Origin of the sequence: Bacillus cereus group sp. TH152-1LC, assembly GCF_027710505.1 — a bacterium.
Lineage (GTDB): Bacteria > Bacillota > Bacilli > Bacillales > Bacillaceae_G > Bacillus_A > Bacillus_A mobilis.
This window is the reverse complement of record NZ_JAQFNK010000001.1, coordinates 323,097-340,670: the sequence shown is the minus strand read 5'-3', so window position 1 is coordinate 340,670 and position 17,574 is coordinate 323,097. Positions and strand designations below refer to the sequence as shown.

The following is a 17,574-nucleotide window of genomic DNA, read 5'->3' as shown; positions in this document are numbered from 1 at the left end:
CAAAAATTATTCCAAACACAAATAAAAACCCCTTACAATGAAGGAGTTTAAATTATAGAGCAAATACTTCCCAAGGCTCATCACTCTTTTTGATTTTTTCAATAGTAGAAAAGTGCATTTTCATCTTTCCTTTTGCATTTTCGAAACCTCCAAGTCGGTCCGTTATCCATTTAAATACCTTTCCTTTTGTGACTTGATATAAAATCTTTTCATTTGGTGCAACAAAGTAAAATTCGCTAGTAATTTGATAAATTTTATCCATAGCTTTAAAGAAATCATCATCATTATGTGTTCCTCTTTCAACTTCTATGTGTTGCTTTTGACCATCTTTTTCAATTACCAAGTCAAATACCTTTCTTTTACCATCCTCTAATTTGTACGTACAAGACTCTCGGTCTTCATGTACCGTATAATGTTTTGCTCTGAATTCATTTGCAACCTCACGAATTAAATATCCATGTTCTAATGATTTATGGTCTCCCAACATTTTGTGCATTTCTGCTTCTACCGGTTGTTGTTGAGTGAATTTATAATAAACCGCTTTTCCAATATCGGTTAACTCGTAAACTAAAAATTTGTATCCCCTAGCACCCAAATTAATTTCCTTACTAGTAATAAATTGTCGGTCTTTTAATGTTTTAACAGCATTATTTAAATAACCATATTCATACTGATTGTTAGGGAAGAAGTATTTCTTTCCTTCTTCTAATTGTTCCATTTCATTTTTTAGTTCTGCATTTCGTGATACCCCGGTTCTACCAATAACCTCTAATGTAAACTTACATTCATCAGGGAAATTTTCTAAATATCTCTCTGTCTCTATAAATAAATATTTAGGTACTTCTTCCGGTATTTCTGGAATCTTTACGCTTCCTTGACCCGAAGACATCCCAGAATTAGAACTATTGCTAGAATTGGTTTGTTCAAACGGATTTCTTTTCTGTGTAACTTGTTGTTGCGGAGCTTCTTTATTCGTCATTTTATTATCTACAATATCCTCTTGCTTAACTTGAACTACATCTGAAGGAACCTGATTATTATGATAAGACTCTTGTGATTGAGGTTGTTTCTCTAAAGTTGTTCCCTGCACTGAACTTTCAGAATTACTTCCGTTTAAAATCATTCCTTCTAAATCTTTAATTCTTTCTCTTGCTCTAATTAATTCATTTTCTAAAAATTGTTTTTGCGCAGCAACTTTTTTTGTTTCTTCCTCAATAATTTTATCGGTAAACTTTAATTTTGAAACGAGAGATTTAATTTTATTCAGAATTTCATCTTCTACATCTGCCACACTCCATGATGTGGTATCCATTTGCATTCTTAGTTCATAACCATCTGGAATCAAACCAACAATTTCTCTTAGAAAATCTCTTAATAACTTCATATCTTTTTTATGTTTTTCTATTTTGATAGCTTTTTCACTATTTCCACCTTTTTCGCTTGCGACATTAGCAGCTACCTCTTCAAGTTTCTCTAAGAGGGAAATATATTCACGCTTTAATTCAATATTTTGCTCACGAAGGGACATTCTACTTAAAGTTCCCCAATCCAACTGTCTTATATTTGGTTTTACCGCAGCTTCATCTTGTTTGGAAGCTCCTATTTCTTCTTCCATTACATTTGATTTTTTCTTTACTGAGTCGTCTTTTTTTCTTTTTGCATGCATAATTTCTTCATGTTGGTCTTCTTCACCAAGAAGAAAATCATCAAGTTTTTTCTTTGGTTTGTTTTTTCTTTGAACATCAAGGCGTATTAAACTCAAAATATCTCTTTTTTTCATAAATGTGTGCCTACTGCACTTGCCTCCCTTCTGTAAACATAGTGAAAGACGGAATCAAATTGATTTCCGTCTTTTTTCTTCAAGCTTCTTCTGTTTTTTCTGTTTTTCTACTTGTTCTTTACGAACAAAACGGCTTCCTACAGTAAATTCTACCTCAACTCTTGGATTTTGCATGTCAATATCAAAATCTTGGTACCTAACTAAAGCATTGCAGTCATTGTCATAAATTCCCGCATCTTCAAAAGCATCCATTATAATTTTATCTATGTTATGACAATCTCTTTCCCGTGCATCTGACCAATAAATCCACACATCCACATACACTTTTGTATCATGTGTTGTCTCCCAATCATTTTCTAACATCCACTGGCGAGTCAATATTTCAATTTTTTCTTTATGTTTTAATGCCCATGAATCTAGAAATTTTTTACTATTTCGAATTTGATATAAATGATTCCATGTTGGGACAACTAAGTGTTTCTTTTTAGTCCCCTTTGCCGCACTACCAGATTCCTTATACATCATTAAAGGTAATATTAAACGGTCCATGAACGCTCTCTCCTCTTTTTCAAACACCATGTATTTGCAAGGAAAAGCGAAAAAGCCTTACTTTACTTTTTATAAGGAGAAGAGTCTTTATTTTTCTTAATTTGTTTTTCTATGTATGAAATAGAAACTTCTCTTGTTTTTAATGGAAGCTCAATATCTTTTTTCTTTCTATTTCCACCTGGAGTCGTCCAACGTTTTCTGAATTTCTTTACATATGGTCTACTTTGCAAGCGACCTTTGAAGAAAACATAATCTCCTTCTTTTACTTCCTGAAATATAGCTTCTGCATTTTTTCCCCATGCAATAGCATTATTAAAAAACATATGTTCAGAGAAGAAGTCAGATTTAGTTCCTACATTGAAATTCACAAATGCTACTGGTTTTTCTTGTCCTAAAAAGTTAAAAAATGGATTTCTAGTTACTCTTCCACACATTTTAACTCTATTAATATCACCTTCTAATACATCTACCGGTTCTTCCAATTTTATCGGTTTTTGTACTGCTACAATTTCATAAGTAACATGTTGGCTCTCTTTAGTTACTTCTCCATCGGCATTTACAACGTAAATAAATGGAGTTTCTTGAGACTTCCCTTTTACCATATCTCTATCAAACATTGAATCTTCTGGAGCATCTGGTATTAAAGTGAATTGAATCAATTTTCTCCAATCAATTGGTTCTTTTTTCTTGTTAGTCGGCTGATTTTCACAAGGATATGAGCCAGTAATTGCGTGATAATTTTCAACTGCTAATGCATATAATTCATCCATTTCTTCATTCACACGATTGTAGTTACGACTTTGTAATTCACCAATAAAATGATATCTATCTCCCTCTTTTGCATTTTGCAAAAAAGCTTCATTATCAAATAGAACTATTTTTAATTCATCAAGTTGCCACTCTTCACCTTCTGATTTTCTATTTCTATAACACATTAAATCAAAAGATATTAAAGGTCTTACACCTTCTGTTGTCTGAATATATCTTACGAATTCAGGTAAGTTTCTGATTTCTCCAGATACTTCTACCCTATTAATGTCCTTTTTATAAACACTTTCTCTCATTTATGTTCACGCCTCCTTAATTAACATTCCGGAAATTCCGTACATAAGATAACTGAATTTCTGTTAAATTCAAGTGAAACTTATTACCTTTTAACATTGCGTATAATTCGTTTTCAGTCACGCAGCCTTCATCCACTAGATATTCCAATAAATCTTCATATGTTTCTGCGAATTCATTTTCTGAATACAATCCATATTTTAAATCGAATTTTTTAGGTTTGATTTCAATTGTTTTAGATTTTGTAATAGCATCAAATACATATCCTACTTCATAATCTGAAATTTCATAGATTCCATCCTGCTCTTTATATCCACTTATTAATATTTGTTTAATACGAGAAGTCTTGCCTCTTTCTCCCAAAACATGTTTTACAAAGTAGAACTTTTTATCATCTGAATATTTATCTCGTACACAAACCCATTTATCTAGAACTTCGGATAATATTTGACTTCTTTTTTCTTCTTCGGATTTCGATAAACGTCTGCTTTTACGTTTAGTATTTTTATCGTCTTTCATTACGTTACCCCCCACGAATTCGAAACTTCACTACATTTAACGTAAATAAATAATGAAACTTTAAAAACAAGAATATCTCCTTTCAAGGGTTTTATAAAAAAATTGAAAAACTAATGCACATAGCTCATGAAATAAAGGTAAAGGAGAGATTACCAATCGAAAACAGGGACGTAAAATTTAAGCTGATATGGTTATCTCGCATAGTTTTCGGATTCTTCATCATTGCTATATTGAAAGTGGGTTACATTCAATTCATTAAAAGCGATGATTTACAGGCTGAAATTATCAAAGAAAGGGTTCGTGAGGAAGTTTTACTTCCTGAGCGCGGAAACATTCTTGATAAAAGAGGAAACATCTTAGCGATGAGCCTAGTAATGCAGGACGTTGCGGTTAACCCAAACCTTATCGTTTCTAAAAGACACGAAGAAAAGGTTGCTAAAGTTCTTTCTGAGAATATTAAAGAATTATCTTACGATGACGTTTTAAAATTACTTAAAGACAAGAAATCTAAGTACAAAGTTATCGCTAGGCAAGTTCCACCTAATGCAGCTAAGCTCATTCGACAAAGTGGCGTGGGAGGAATCCAAATTTCACAAACAACTAAACGTCTTTATCCAAGCGGAAACACAGGAGGAACCATCCTAGGTTTTGTAAATAATAACTCGGAACCAGGAGCAGGAATTGAAATTAAAATGAATGAATTCCTTGCTGGTAAAAATGGATATAGACTAGGCGAAATGACACCTTTTGGAGAAGTTATTCCGGTGGGTTCTCAAAACGTAGTATCTCCGGTTGATGGACAAAATGTTCAATTAACAATTGATTCTTACATGCAGCATGTTTTGGAAACACGCCTTCAAGAAGCAACAGAAAAATTAGAACCACAAGAAATTCACGCTGTTATCATGGACCCAAATAACGGTGATGTACTAGCGATGGCAAGTTATCCAACTTACAACCCGAATGAGTACCAAAAATCTAATCCTAAAACTTGGACAACTACCCCTGCGAATTTCCTTTATGAACCTGGTTCTATCTTCAAACCAGTATTTATGACTGCGGCATTAGATTCTGGGGCATTAAAAGGTGATGAAGTATTCCCTACAGGAACAACATATGTTAACGGAACGCGCATTCGAGATTGGAACAGAGGTCAAGGTTGGGGTCCTCAAAGATTAGAAGGGATTATTAAAAACTCTTCAAACGTTGGTATGATTAACGTTGCCAACAGTATGACAAACAAACAAATAGTTGAAGCCTTTGATAAAACGGGAATTGGTCTAGCTACTGGTATTGAACTACCTGGTGAGCAAGCATCATATAACAGACCTACAGAGAAGTCATTATCGCAGGACCCAGTTAGAAGAGCAAATATTTCTTTCGGACAAGGTATTATGGTTACACCTGTACAAATGATTACGGCATTTTCAGAAATTGTTAATGGTGGTCATAAGCTTGTTCCTACTTTAGTTAAACAAGTAACAGATAAAAATAATAACGTTATATATGCACCTCAAAAACCTAAGGACCGAGTTTTCTCTGAAGATTCAACTTCTAAGATGAGAGGATACCTAAAAACCAACATGGAAGAAGGTTCTGGTAGAACAGCTCAAGTTCCAGGATATGATGGTGGAGGAAAAACAGGTAGTGCTTGGTACGTAGAAAACGGAGGATATGTTAAAGGGAAAATTATTGGTAGTTTCATAGGATTTTATCCTTATAAAAACCCAAAATATGCAATTATTATCAGTGTTAAGGCACCTAAAGGTGTTGAATTTGGTAGTGATGCAGCTAACCCAATTGCTAAAGATGTAATGACTGAAATTCTTCGTTACGAAGGTGTATCTCCTACAGTAGATATTGAAAACAACGAAGATGATTCCGAAGAAACAACTACTAAAGACTCTAAAGAGGCAGCTCAAGTAGACCCTGTTGATGTTCCTGATACATCATGGAAACTTTATAAAGATGCTGAACGAGACTTGCATGAAAAATTTGGTGACAAATTAACTGTAAAACATGATGGAAAAGGCGAAGTTGTCACTGACCAAAAATATTCTTATGAATCCGGAAAGCTAGAAGTCACTCTTATAACAAGTAAGATTAAAGATGGAAATGCTTATTACATTCCAGATTTCATCGGAAAAACAGAAGAAGAAGCAAATTCTATATTAAGTAAATATAAAATAAATTACCGTATACATGGAAAAAATGAAATTGTTGAACAAACTGTAGCGCCAGGACAATATTTCAAATTAGATAATTTCCAACTATGGACAAAGTAGAGTCGTTTTTTAAAACGACTCTTTTTTGTTCATGTTTTCAAATTTAAACCGTTTACTTTTTTGAAGCATTTTAGTTTGGATTTTTGTTCGCGTAAAAGGAATACATTTAATTGTGATGAAAATTTTAATGATGAACAAGAAATTAAGAACATTAAGAACGTTGTTTTATGTAAAGTATTTTTTGTAAGTAAGTGAGGTGAAAGGAGTTTAACCTGCCGCAATAGGTGAAACTTCAAAGTATGAGCGACAGACACAAATCATCTATTAAGTGCTCATTTTGTGGGCAAATAGAGAAAGAAGATGTACTACTTATTAAAGGACCCGGAGCATTTATTTGTGAAAAATGCGTAGATGTATGTTCCGATATCTTGGATAAAAATTTAAAGAAAAAAGAAGAATTTGAAAACGAGGCACAACAAAGCCAACTACCAAAACCGCCCGAAATTCGCGCATTCTTAGACAAACATGTAATTGGTCAAGAAAAAGCCAAAAAGGTTCTTTCTGTAGCCGTTTATAATCATTATAAGCGCATATATTACCCTTCTAAAGACGATATTCAAATTCAAAAGAGTAATATTTTAGTTGCTGGACCGACTGGTAGTGGTAAAACCTTCCTAGCAGAAACTTTAGCTAAAATGCTAGATGTTCCTTTTGCAGCTTCTGATGCAACATCACTTACCGAATCTGGATATGTAGGTGACGATGTTGAAAATATTTTACTACGTCTTCTACAATCTGCTGATTTCGATTTAGAAAAAGCTCAAAAAGGAATTATATACATAGACGAAATAGATAAAATTTCTAGAAAATCTGGAAACCCTTCTATTACTCGCGATGTTTCCGGGGAAGGTGTTCAACAAGCACTTCTGAAGATAATAGAAGGAACAGTATCTAATGTTCCCGTTAAAGCTGGTAGAAAAAATCCTAGTCAAGAAATGATACAAATGGACACTTCCAATATCTTATTTATTGTAGGTGGAGCCTTTGAAGGCGTTCAAGATGTTATTAATGAGAGACAAAACACAAAATCAATTGGATTTGGAATCGAAGAAGTTGTAAACGAAGACGTGACAGATAACTATCATCACCTAATAACACCAGAAGATTTAGTGAAATTTGGAATTATTCCAGAATTAATTGGTCGATTACCGATTATTGCAACTCTTGACCATCTTGATGAGGAAACAATGATAAGCATATTAACTCAACCTAAAAACGCAATCATTAAACAATTCCAACGCCTGTTTGAGTTAGATGACCAAGAATTAATCTTTACCGATGATGCTATTAAAAAAATTGCAAACATTGCTCTAGAAAAGAAAACTGGTGCTAGAGGATTACGCTCTGTTATAGAAAACACTTTATTAGATATTTCATACGAAATGCCTGTAAGAGAAGAAGTTCGCAAAATCACCGTAACCAAAGAATTCGTAGAAACCAAAGAAATAGAAGAATTGGTTCTTGAATTAGGCGAAAAAGAAAAAACAGAAGAAGAGCAACACGTCGGTTAAAACTATCGCATTAAAAAAATCCATGCCTAAATTATAGGCGTGGATTTTTCATTCTATACTATGACGTTTCCTTAACTTGCAGGTCTTACTTTGTTTTTCTTTGCCCAATCTCTCATTTCTTTAATAGACTCAGCGCGAACCACACTAATTGGAGTAGTTTTACTTAATTCTGCACTTATATATTCTGTATCAAGTGGTTTATCATCATAAGCAGAATGGAAATTCGCTTCGTGGATTGCTGCTTCTATTTCCGCTCCTGAATAACCATTTGATTTTTCAACAACTTCAGTTAAATCCATTTCACTTGGGTCTATATCAATTTTTTTCAAATGTATTTCAAAGATTTGCTTTCTTTCTTCATCCTTCGGTAAATCCACCCAAAATAAATCGTCAAAACGACCCTTTCTAAGAAGTTCAGGAGGCAAAGTATCAATATTGTTTGCTGTTGCTACTACAAAAACTGGTTTTTTCTTTTCTTGCATCCAAGTTAAGAAATAGCCCAATAGCCCTTTTGAAACCTCGTGTGTATTTATGTTTCTTGGGTCCGGAAAAGCTTTTTCAATTTCATCTATCCAAAGAATACATGGAGATACTGCTTCAGCTAAAGAAATAGCTTTGCGCATATTCTCTTCACTTTCTCCTACATACTTCCCTTTTACTTTTCCGATATCAAAACGAATAAGTGGCATCCCTAAGTGTTCTCCTATTGCCTTAACCATATGTGATTTACCAGCACCTTGGATTCCTGTTAATAATATCCCTTTAGGATATGGAAGTTTCCTAGCTAATCGTTTTTCTTTATTAAAAGCAATTTTTCTCTTTTCTATCCAGTCTTTAAGATTATTCATCCCACCAATATTGTTTATTCCACCAACATCAGTGTTTACGAAATCTACCAAACCGCCTTTTCTAATAATTTGTGCCTTTAGAGAAGATAGACTTTTTGAATTGATTTTTTTATTATCACTACTAGCAATAGATTTAAATAAAGCATTTGTTAATTCTGTTTCAGTCAATCCAAAAGAAGCGGAGATAATATTTTCTCGTTCTTCTTTTGAAATGCTTTGGTTAGCGATTTCTGCTACTTTATCTATAACTGTTTCAATTTCCTCTCTTCCAGGCATTCCGAAATGAACTAGATTTACAAGTTTGTCCAACTCCGCAGGTATATATTGTGTTGCCGATGAAATAACGATATGTTTCAAAGAAGTTATAGATGAAAAAGTATGTCGTTTTAAATTCTCTCCTTGTTCTAAAGGTAATGTAATACTTTGCACAGCATCTTTTAAATTAAATGAAAAATTCTTATGTTCTTTTATAATAAAATCAAAGTCTTGAAGAATAAATATCGCATCTTTCTTATACGTTTTTATGAATTCAAATAATTTAGTTACCTTTTCTTCTAGCGACTTATCAGGAGTTGTCAAAAATCCCTTTTTGTCATATTCCCCGTATTCACAAACCACCCCTGTTGCTATATTCCAAGTAATAACATCGTAATCTATATCTGTCATTTTATTTTCTGCTATTTTCACAAATGTTTTTATAACCGGTACATCATCTTCTGATACTACTTGTATGCAAGGATATTTTGCTTCTACTAATTCTATGATTTCATTTCTTGAGTCTTTGTATCCCATATATATCTGCTCCTCTTATTTTCACGAATTATCTAATGTTATTTATAGACTGAGTATATACAATGTATATACAAAAATCAAGACATATACATTAAAATTAAAAAAAGGGCTATATTTAGCCCTCTTGTTCTTCCTTTTTTAATTTATCATACGTTTCCGTGAAGAAACTTTCTCTTGTATGGTAGTATTGATATTCTACATAAGAATAACCTACATCTATTTTTACTTCTTTTCCGTTAACCTCTACTACATCTCCAATCCATCTATTAACACGATTAGCGATTGCTTCTCCTCCTAATTCTGGGGAGTTACTTAAAAGAACGGCAAATAAACCTCTTTCTATTCTCGCTGGCATATCAACGCTACGACTTTGTTTTGCTACCGCTGCACCTAAGTTTTGTAATATTTTTTCTCCTACTTCAAATCCATATTCATCTGCAATTTTTGCGAAATTCTTTAACTCAAAAAGAACTAATGTCATAGGTGTTTTGTAACGACGATACTTCTCTTGTTCAATTTCAAGATGAGTGTAAAAATATTTTTCATTGTACAGACCTGTAATAACATCTCTTATATTCATTTCTCTTTCTTTTTCTATCAGAGTAAAATATCTAAAGCCGAATACCAACATATGTAGTGCTACATATATTTCCTTCCATTGTTTGATTTCTTGTTTTTTTTCAACAAGCACTGCTCCAACAAACTTCCCCTTTAAGTTTAATGGAAATCCAGCATAATATTCATCGCCTTCTTCTGATAAATTATGAAAGAAGAAAGGTTTCTTAGTCTCTTTTATTTTTTTATAAACTTCAGAATTCATAACTTTATCTTTTTCATACTCTTCCGATTCCGTTAAAAAATCAATTGATTGTGCATTCCTACGCACAACATGAATCGGTCCTTCAATTTTATTCAAGCTTGTTAAGATTTGTTCTACATATTCTTCTAGTGTTTTCTCATTATTAAGCATTTCGAACAAAGTTCCATAAAACACTTCGCTGGAATAATCTCTATTTTCTCTAGAAAGTAATTTTTTTGTGTATTTCATAAACCTACACCTCCCTTAAAGCTTAAAGAGGGTAACATTATGTGTTTTATTTGTCCATTTTTATCCACATTTTTTTAAAAAAAGACACCTTTTAAAAATAAAAGGTGTCTTCTTCTAATTTATGATAATTTTCTTTTAGGCTCTGCTGCTACTTCTTCTTTATTTGAGTTATTAGCATTTGGATTATTAGCAGCTTCTACTAATGCCTTTAATTGTTGACGATTTTGCATGATATCTTTACGTTTATCACTTAACCCTCTATCTAATTCGTTAAAGACCATATCTGCATAACGATATGTTCGTTCTTTAATTTCTTGTTGGAATTCTTGAGCTTGACGCACCATTTTTTCTGCTTCTTCTTTAGCTTGAAGCAACATTTTTTTGGCTATGTTTTCTGCTTCTTTTAAAATAGGTTGTTTTGAAATTTCAATTTGACGACGACGAATGATTTCTTCTGCTTCTGCTCTTGCATCCGTTAATATTTTCTCTTTTACAGCTACGATGTGCTCTGCTTCTTCTACAGAGTCGCTAACAGCTTTTTGCAAAGTAGCTAATTGTTTTCTAATTTCCTTTGCAGAAACAACAGCTCCAAAAGGAGGTACCTTCCAACCACAGTCCAGTACAGTTTCAATGTCAGTGATGATTTTATCAAATTTCTTTTTTTCAGCGTTTTTATCGATGTTTGTCATTATATAGGAGTTAAAAAAAACTCCCATTCACCTCTTTCCCCTACTTTTTTTAATCTTCGTTTTTGGCAAGCTCATATTTTTTAAACAGATTACCTAAAACTCTTAAGAATCCGTTATTTATCAATAACAAAAATAATATTTTGTTCTTACTACCCTAGTATTTTCAAGGAAAAATAAATTGTCCTTTTTGAATGAAATAAATTATAAAAAAAGAATTATAAAAAATGAGTTCAAACGAATGTTTATTAAAGATAATTTTGATAAAATGATGTAAGGGAGTGATATTATGAACCAATTACCAGCTCATAGTAATGATAATCAAAACAAAAACGAAGTGGATATCTCTCAGATTTTCAACGAAGACCGTTTTTTAGATGAAAATAGAGCAATAACCTTAAAGGATACAAATGATTGGGAATTCCTTGAATTTTTCTTTCAGATGGAATTAAGAAAAAACGATGACACTTATGAACCACTTTCTCCACATACGTTAAGGGCTTATAGAAACGATGGTAAAACTTTAGTTCAGTTTTTACAAACCAATCAATTTTCCTTGCGAAGCATCGGAGACCCTGAAGTAAAAATGTATTGCGATTATATTAAAGAAAAGTATGCTATCCGCACATCCATTAGAAAGTTAGATTTTTTCCGGAGACTACTTAAATTTGGGGCAGATATGAAATTCTATTCTGTAGACTTTTCAGGAAGAGTGAAAAATTACAAACCTAAATCTATTAAGGGGCATTTTAGTTCAAAAGATGTTCAGGAGCAAAATCAAGGTAAAAAAATCGCTAAACGAAGAGAGTTAACTGAACGAGATGCTAAAATTATAATCGGATTTTTTGAAGAACTCGTAGAAGATGCTCCTAGAAACAAAAGTTTCTTTGAATTTTTAAAAACACGAAACTCTTTAATTGGTTGGCTTCTTTTCGGGACAGGAATGCGTGCAAGCGAATTGACCGGTGTAACATTTGGAAGCTTTTTCGAAGAAGATGAAATTCTACATGTTGAAGTCTTAGGTAAAGGAAACAAGCCAAGAGAAATACCTATATTTAGTGCAACCATAAAAGAACTCTTTATTAAACACAAAGAGAGTGTAAAAAATAAATACGACCTAACAGAAAGAGAATTACGTAAAATACCTGTTCTATTTTCACCAGTTGGAGTGAAAGTAGCCGAAAACATAAAACCTATGAGTTACAATAATTTATATAAAATAGTAAAAAAAGCTGCTCACATCGCAGAAAAGAACCCAGATGTAAGCCCTCACTGGTTCCGTCATACATATATTACTTTTTTATTGGAACAAAACGTACCTTTGGCTGTTGTAAAAGATAATGCTGGTCATTCCAACATCGCAACAACAAATATATATCTAGAAACAATCGAAAATAAAGCAAAAAGGAAGCATATGTCCCACGTTAACTTTGATTAATACAAACATTATGCTTTATATATACAAAAGAACTCGCTTTAAACAAGCGAGTTCTTTTCATTACATCATTAATCCGAAGCTAGGTTTTTTAACTGTTTTTGCGCTATGTATTTTCTTTTTCTTTAACTCTCTTATGTAATCGTCATATAAATCCACTTTTACAGGAAGTGCAAAAGGCGACTTTGGCGAAGATATAATAGCTTCACCTGGCTGTAAACCCTTAATTTCCTGTCTTAATTTATCAATAGGTTTAGCCGATACTTTCTTTAAAGCTTCAAAATCATTTTCATCAGTAATTAATAAGATAAACAATGTACTAATCTGTGACATTAGATTTGCATCAATATTTTTTGGTTGTTGTGTAACCGGTATTAATCCTACTCGGAACTTACGACCTTCGTTGCAAATATTTGCAAACGTATTTCCGTCATGATTTGCATCTTTATTTAATACACGTTGTGCTTCTTCTAGCAAAATACCAATAGGAGGTAATCCTTCACACTTTGTTCTATCAGTATTATAAATGTGTTTACGTCGTTTTAATGCTTTAGAAGCTAATATTGTTGATACTAATAATTCTTGAGCTGATTCTAATCCTACCAAATCAATTAATACAATTTTTCCATCATCCAGCATCTTCATGATTTCTTTAATATCACTTACATTAGGGTCTCTTGTTAAAAAAGGTGCATTTTTAATACGAGATAATTTGGATTTCGCAACTTGCATTGTATCTTCAAAAGTACCAGGGAAATGCTCTTTAAGAACTGTCGTAACACCATTTTGAAGTGTACCATCAGTATTCATTACATCATCCCATTTAACCGGCGTTTCTACGATAAATCTAAACCAATCCCTACCCAACTTTTCTTCTGCATCTCTCATAAAACGTTCTTGTGGTTCTGTCCAATTTACCTGTTTTTTAATATTCATTAAATCTGTCACAGATAAATCAGAATAAGAGATACGTAATCTTCTTGGTGCTCCTTCTTTCATTTCAAAGACTTCTAAGTTACCAGCTGCATTAGGATGCGCAATTAGATTCTGTTTATATTCTCCATGAGGTTCTAATAACAGAATTCCTGCGCGACCAGGAAGGTCTAAGAAACCAGCTAATAAACGCTGCACAAAATTCGATTTACCTCCACCGGTTTTTGCGAAAACTCCCATATGATATGGTATTAGCTCTACAAATAATCCTACTGGAACACTTAAAACATTGGAACCTGAACGTAGTTTTCCAAATGGAACATCCCCTAAGAAATTTTCCATGAAATCTAAGTCACTTTCATCTAATTTTCTCACTGGAGAATCATCTGACGGCAAATGTTTTGGAGGTCCAAATTTCCCATCCAAATCAATATATCCTACATATTCACATTCAGCTTCTATGAATCTTTGTTCTGGTCTATCATCTTGATATATTTCATTGAAATTTAAGTGTTCATTTTCAAATGTTGTTGAAATAACTTGATTATATGCTCTTGCACTTTCGGTTCTAAATGCAGAATGTTGACCATATTTAGTGGTACTTACCCGTAATAAAAATCGTTCATGTGTATATCGGTCTACAGCGACATACATCTCCCCAAGTGTAATTCGTTGCATACTCCCATCTCTCTTTCTCTGGTCTGCAACAAATGTAATTTTTTCTAAACTTTCGCCATTAATATGTCCAACGATTTTTGATGCTTCTAAGATAGATTTCACTATTATTCCTCCAATTATTATTATCTTCCACTCGACATGACATCTAATTGCTTGTGATAATTAAAAAACAGCTCATTAAATTCTGAAATCACTTTTCGTAGTTCTTCTGAATTCTGCGGATTGGATTGACTAATCCAAGTATTTTTTAAAACTGAAAAACAATTTTCTTTATCCATTTGAGAAATTCGAACTTCGTCATGAATTCGTTGCATTGGGAATGGATATCCTAATGTTCGGGTACTAAAAGCATAAGCACCAACCTTACTTAATACTTCTTCTACACTCATATCATCTGGATAAACTACATCAAATCGAAAAATAAGGTCTTTTTCTTTTGTAAATTTCACAAAATAAGTATCTTCTTCCTCTATGTATACATACCAATTCTTATTTTTAGCTTGTACTTTCGCTGCATCTCTTAAGATAGATGGAATAGGCACACTATCTATCGAAAGGCTTGTATCTTTTGAAAGACCCATTAAAGATATGCCTTTGTCTTTTGCTTTTGATACAAGTGTTTCGAAGAATAATTTATTTGTAGAAATGGCTCCTGAAATAAAAGAACCATCAAAAATAATGATATCTCCTCTACCCAATTGTTCTACTAATTCAGAAATATTCTTCCACTCCATAATTGTGCGTAGTCTTTCCGCAGCTTTTTCAAATTCCAAATAATCTTCAGGAAATTCACCTGTTAAATCAAAAAAGTATTCTTTGTATAATTTTAAGAAACCTAAATTATCATCATTTGAATTCACTAATGTTTCTAAGCGTATCTTACTAATTTTTTCTTCTGCAATTTCACCATTTTGATATATTAGATAACCTGAACGAAGCGCCGCAATAACAAAATTAACACCCGGAATACTATGGTTACTTCCATCCACCGCAGCAACTTTTGATGAATGATTTTCTACTTCAAAAGATTTAAAATCAAATTTTTCTTTTGATTGAATTGCTTTTGATTCAGTGATACTTTTAATAGTCACTAGACTGTTCTTTAATGTATCTCCATCAATCTTTAACAATGGAACCATCTCCTTTCGGTTATGTTTTTAATTTCAAAATCATATCATTTATTTTTCTAAAAAAAGAAAAGGCTCTGTTTTTTTCAATTCAGAGCCTTTCCTTTTTTAATTCGTTACGTTTACAAGAGGTTTTGTGTCATATTCTTTTTTCTCTGTTGGTTCTAAATCTTTTGTTTCTAAACGCCCTAAATCCACTTCTTGAGGAATCACTTCGCCATTCTTGTCCTTAACTTTTTTACCCTTGATATCAAACTGACTCTTATCATACAATCCATAGTTCTTAATGGTTGTCCAAGTAACTTTAAAACCTTCACTTGAAACAGTATGGTAAGATTCGCCAGGAGCTAGATGAATTCGTTTATTTTTATAAGTTAAATAAACTTCTCCATCTTTTTTTACACCATGAACTTCAAAAATTTCTTCTCCATTATAAAAGTGTTCATAAGGGAAATTGACTAATGATAATACATCCGAATGATGTGCGAATGAATCGTATCCTCTATCATACAACACCATCATCTGTGTTTTTTCTGTCGGTAACAAATTTTTATGCTTTAATAGCACTTGTTCATTTTTTTCATCAAATTTCCATAGTTCTAAACTTTTTTGTACTGATGATATTCCAGAACGTCTTACTCCGTAATGCGTATCCTTTATTACTATAAACGCCGTTTTGTTTTCTGGCAGTTGTGTAGTTGTTGTTTCCGGAGTAGTTACTTCTTCGTTCCAAGCGAACGTTGATTGATATAGTAAGTAAAAGAAAAAGATAACCAAAAGAATGGTCCACACTGCATGTATTCTTTTCTTCATTACCATCCCTACTTTATCTATAGTTCTATGTCTGTATTTTGTTCAGTTTCTTTATTATCCTTTTACTAAAATAAATAAAAAAAATGGATGCTATTAAAAGCACCCATTTTTCACTGTATGTATCTCACAAAAATTCGATTATGTATTAAATACTATCAAGGAATGATTCAATTGCATCAACTTGAGATTGAGGATTCGTAACAACATTATTTGCGTTGTTGTTATTGTTTCCAAAATTACCTTGCCCAGTGTTTTGTGATTGGTTATTGAACTGGTTTTGGTTATTATTCTGATTCTGATTTTGATTATTGTATTGATTATTATTCTGTTGATTATTGAAATTATTTGCGCCATTGTTGTTACCACGGTTATTATTATAATTACCATTATTTGAATTACCGTTACTAGCATTACCGTTGTTACCATTTCCGTTACTAGCATTTCCATTGCCGCTATATAAATAAGAGAACATTGAGAAGTTTGCATTTAAGTAACTAACCGGTTTTCCTTCTTGATTAATTTGAAGATTTTCACGAAATCTATCAATAGGTAATTGAACTCGGTCTTTTACTTTTAAACGTTTCTGGAATTCAGAAATGAAAGGTTCCCATACTCGAATATATACAGGCTTATTTTTTCCGTCTTCAGTTTGATGGTCTAATGAATAGACTACAACTTCAAGGAATGGCGTTCCTTTTTGTGGCGAAGACTTCAAAGTTATTGCACCTACAATACCATTTACTAATTGCATTAATATCTCTTCCTTTCGTTTAAAAAAACTACTTTTCCAGATTACCCGTTAAGTATAGCATACAAATTCAGAAACTCCAAAAATATTTTGGATTTAGGAATAGAATTAAAGTGTATATTAAATACTAACTTAAATCCAGAAAATAAACACATTTTAACGGTTTATAGGGGTGGATTCTTATGACACTTCCTGCAAACAGGATAATAAGAATCATTCCCTCCGATTTGAATTTGCTCCCCGGTGTACACCGGTTTTTTATTTTCATCCACTCTTAAAGCCATTGAAGCCTTTTTTTCGCAGAACCAACAAATTGTTTTCATTTCTTCAATTTTATCTGCATATAAAAGCATATACTTGCTACCTTCAAACAATTCATTTTGAAAATCATTTTTCAATCCAAAACCCATTACCGGAATGTTTAATTCATCTACGATTTTTGTAAACTGTAAAATTTGTTCTTTCTTTGTAAATTGCACCTCGTCAACTAATACACAACTCACTGCTTCATTATGCTCTTTTACAATTTCGAATACATTTGTTTTATCATAGATTGGAATTGCTTCTCTTCTTAAGCCAATTCGGGATGATACATAACCTATTTCATCTCGATTGTCAATAGCAGATGTAAAAATCATTACAGATTTATCTTGTTCTTCGTAATTATGTGCCACTTTTAGAATTTCAATAGATTTGCCACTATTCATGGCTCCGTACTTAAAAAAAAGTTGTGCCAATTTAATCGCCTCTCTCCTATGTA

15 protein-coding genes are annotated in these 17,574 nt (G+C 32.6%); 3 read left to right on the top strand and 12 right to left on the bottom strand.

Annotated features, from left to right (window positions below):
* Positions 1 to 52: 52 nt before the first annotated feature.
* The 4 genes from PDL00_RS01735 to PDL00_RS01720 all read right to left on the bottom strand — a co-directional run bounded on the left by PDL00_RS01735 (position 53) and on the right by PDL00_RS01720 (position 3,910).
* Positions 53 to 1,780, bottom strand: coding sequence for a hypothetical protein (locus PDL00_RS01735; RefSeq protein ID WP_270725765.1), 1,728 nt, complete (start codon positions 1,778 to 1,780; stop codon positions 53 to 55).
* 54 nt (positions 1,781 to 1,834) lie between these two features.
* On the bottom strand, positions 1,835 to 2,329 hold the full coding sequence (locus PDL00_RS01730) for a RusA family crossover junction endodeoxyribonuclease (protein WP_205753406.1): 495 nt from the start codon (positions 2,327 to 2,329) through the stop codon (positions 1,835 to 1,837).
* Positions 2,330 to 2,391: 62 nt separating this feature from the next.
* Positions 2,392 to 3,393: a single-stranded DNA-binding protein gene (locus PDL00_RS01725; RefSeq protein ID WP_098006828.1), complete on the bottom strand. Its 1,002-nt coding sequence runs from the start codon at positions 3,391 to 3,393 to the stop codon at positions 2,392 to 2,394.
* 16 nt (positions 3,394 to 3,409) lie between these two features.
* A complete protein-coding gene (locus PDL00_RS01720) occupies positions 3,410 to 3,910 on the bottom strand; it encodes a hypothetical protein (RefSeq protein WP_270725761.1) in 501 nt (166 codons plus the stop codon).
* Positions 3,911 to 4,023: 113 nt separating this feature from the next.
* Here PDL00_RS01720 and PDL00_RS01715 point away from each other — a divergent pair, with 113 nt between their 5' ends.
* On the top strand, positions 4,024 to 6,195 hold the full coding sequence (locus tag PDL00_RS01715; RefSeq protein WP_270725759.1) for a penicillin-binding transpeptidase domain-containing protein: 2,172 nt from the start codon (positions 4,024 to 4,026) through the stop codon (positions 6,193 to 6,195).
* A 239-nt stretch (positions 6,196 to 6,434) separates the two neighbouring features.
* Positions 6,435 to 7,706: an ATP-dependent Clp protease ATP-binding subunit ClpX gene (gene clpX / locus PDL00_RS01710; RefSeq protein WP_270725757.1), complete on the top strand. Its 1,272-nt coding sequence runs from the start codon at positions 6,435 to 6,437 to the stop codon at positions 7,704 to 7,706.
* A gap of 71 nt (positions 7,707 to 7,777) precedes the next feature.
* Here the strand turns inward: clpX and PDL00_RS01705 are convergent, their stop codons facing one another.
* From PDL00_RS01705 to PDL00_RS01695, 3 genes are all read right to left on the bottom strand, one after another.
* The gene (locus PDL00_RS01705; protein WP_270725755.1) at positions 7,778 to 9,346 is read right to left on the bottom strand and encodes an AAA family ATPase; all 1,569 of its coding nucleotides are present in this window, start codon (positions 9,344 to 9,346) and stop codon (positions 7,778 to 7,780) included.
* A gap of 115 nt (positions 9,347 to 9,461) precedes the next feature.
* Positions 9,462 to 10,394: a GGDEF domain-containing protein gene (locus tag PDL00_RS01700; protein WP_270725753.1), complete on the bottom strand. Its 933-nt coding sequence runs from the start codon at positions 10,392 to 10,394 to the stop codon at positions 9,462 to 9,464.
* A gap of 119 nt (positions 10,395 to 10,513) precedes the next feature.
* A complete protein-coding gene (locus PDL00_RS01695) occupies positions 10,514 to 11,110 on the bottom strand; it encodes a hypothetical protein (protein ID WP_270725751.1) in 597 nt (198 codons plus the stop codon).
* Positions 11,111 to 11,369: 259 nt separating this feature from the next.
* On the opposite strand from PDL00_RS01695, the gene PDL00_RS01690 reads away from it, so the two are divergent.
* Positions 11,370 to 12,518, top strand: coding sequence for a tyrosine-type recombinase/integrase (locus PDL00_RS01690; RefSeq protein ID WP_270725749.1), 1,149 nt, complete (start codon positions 11,370 to 11,372; stop codon positions 12,516 to 12,518).
* Between the two features lie 60 nt (positions 12,519 to 12,578).
* Here the strand turns inward: PDL00_RS01690 and PDL00_RS01685 are convergent, their stop codons facing one another.
* The 5 genes from PDL00_RS01685 to PDL00_RS01665 all read right to left on the bottom strand — a co-directional run bounded on the left by PDL00_RS01685 (position 12,579) and on the right by PDL00_RS01665 (position 17,551).
* Entirely contained in the window at positions 12,579 to 14,228 is a 1,650-nt protein-coding gene (locus PDL00_RS01685) for an ATP-binding protein (protein ID WP_270725747.1), read from the bottom strand.
* Between the two features lie 20 nt (positions 14,229 to 14,248).
* Positions 14,249 to 15,256, bottom strand: coding sequence for a DNA double-strand break repair nuclease NurA (locus PDL00_RS01680; protein ID WP_270725745.1), 1,008 nt, complete (start codon positions 15,254 to 15,256; stop codon positions 14,249 to 14,251).
* Positions 15,257 to 15,361: 105 nt separating this feature from the next.
* Positions 15,362 to 16,066, bottom strand: coding sequence for a hypothetical protein (locus PDL00_RS01675; RefSeq protein WP_098007068.1), 705 nt, complete (start codon positions 16,064 to 16,066; stop codon positions 15,362 to 15,364).
* 145 nt (positions 16,067 to 16,211) lie between these two features.
* On the bottom strand, positions 16,212 to 16,817 hold the full coding sequence (locus PDL00_RS01670; RefSeq protein ID WP_270725743.1) for a hypothetical protein: 606 nt from the start codon (positions 16,815 to 16,817) through the stop codon (positions 16,212 to 16,214).
* A 161-nt stretch (positions 16,818 to 16,978) separates the two neighbouring features.
* The gene (locus tag PDL00_RS01665; RefSeq protein WP_098007335.1) at positions 16,979 to 17,551 is read right to left on the bottom strand and encodes a thymidine kinase; all 573 of its coding nucleotides are present in this window, start codon (positions 17,549 to 17,551) and stop codon (positions 16,979 to 16,981) included.
* Between the last annotated feature and the right edge of the window lie 23 nt (positions 17,552 to 17,574).

Excerpts from the sequence above, each read along its gene's own strand:
- PDL00_RS01735 (WP_270725765.1), bottom strand. The coding sequence starts at position 1,780 with ATGAAAAAAAGAGATATTTTGAGTTTAATACGCCTTGATGTTCAAAGA.
- PDL00_RS01730 (WP_205753406.1), bottom strand. The coding sequence starts at position 2,329 with ATGGACCGTTTAATATTACCTTTAATGATGTATAAGGAATCTGGTAGT.
- PDL00_RS01725 (WP_098006828.1), bottom strand. The coding sequence starts at position 3,393 with ATGAGAGAAAGTGTTTATAAAAAGGACATTAATAGGGTAGAAGTATCT.
- PDL00_RS01720 (WP_270725761.1), bottom strand. The coding sequence starts at position 3,910 with ATGAAAGACGATAAAAATACTAAACGTAAAAGCAGACGTTTATCGAAA.
- PDL00_RS01715 (WP_270725759.1), top strand. The coding sequence starts at position 4,024 with ATGCACATAGCTCATGAAATAAAGGTAAAGGAGAGATTACCAATCGAA.
- clpX (WP_270725757.1), top strand. The coding sequence starts at position 6,435 with ATGAGCGACAGACACAAATCATCTATTAAGTGCTCATTTTGTGGGCAA.
- PDL00_RS01705 (WP_270725755.1), bottom strand. The coding sequence starts at position 9,346 with ATGGGATACAAAGACTCAAGAAATGAAATCATAGAATTAGTAGAAGCA.
- PDL00_RS01700 (WP_270725753.1), bottom strand. The coding sequence starts at position 10,394 with ATGAAATACACAAAAAAATTACTTTCTAGAGAAAATAGAGATTATTCC.
- PDL00_RS01695 (WP_270725751.1), bottom strand. The coding sequence starts at position 11,110 with ATGGGAGTTTTTTTTAACTCCTATATAATGACAAACATCGATAAAAAC.
- PDL00_RS01690 (WP_270725749.1), top strand. The coding sequence starts at position 11,370 with ATGAACCAATTACCAGCTCATAGTAATGATAATCAAAACAAAAACGAA.
- PDL00_RS01675 (WP_098007068.1), bottom strand. The coding sequence starts at position 16,066 with ATGAAGAAAAGAATACATGCAGTGTGGACCATTCTTTTGGTTATCTTT.
- PDL00_RS01670 (WP_270725743.1), bottom strand. The coding sequence starts at position 16,817 with ATGCAATTAGTAAATGGTATTGTAGGTGCAATAACTTTGAAGTCTTCG.